Origin of the sequence: Litchfieldia stipae (assembly GCF_014837155.1) — a bacterium.
Classification (GTDB): domain Bacteria; phylum Bacillota; class Bacilli; order Bacillales; family Bacillaceae_L; genus Litchfieldia.
Genome location: NZ_JACYHA010000071.1, coordinates 1 through 454 on the forward strand (window position 1 = coordinate 1; position 454 = coordinate 454).

General features: G+C 43.2%; 1 pseudogene. It reads left to right on the forward strand.

Annotation, left to right across the window (positions count from 1 at the left end):
• A pseudogene (locus tag F7888_RS22375) lies at nucleotides 1-198 on the forward strand (DDE-type integrase/transposase/recombinase); the annotation flags it as partial.
• Nucleotides 199-454 lie beyond the last annotated feature (256 nt).

Sequence of the window (454 nt, forward strand, 5' to 3'; positions counted from 1 at the left end):
TTTGGCTCGGAACAAGGATCAGTCTCTTTTGTCACCTTGTTTGTGGCTTACTTTAACTTCCTAAGGCCACATGCGGCTTTAGAAGGTAAAGTCCCTGTTGTAAATCCAGAACTATCTGGACTTCCAACAATGCCAGCTCGTTGGACAAAACTGATTGGGTTAGCACAACGATGGATTGTTGAACAGCGATCTGCCTAACTTTTTGTTTAGCAGAGCACTTGAGGTATTCAGCAATCGGCGGAGCGAACTCTTGACAAACCGAATGGAGAAAAAGGTTAAAATTGGTAATGGTCAAGGGTTATTTGTCGTGCCTACTTTTGTTCCCTTCGCCCTTGATACTTTTATCGCAACCTTTTTCGACTGTTTGTCAAGAGCGATTGCGGGGCCTCACGTCCCCCCAAAATGGAAATGAACTTATACTTTACATAGTTTTCATAGAACTTTTGACACTACC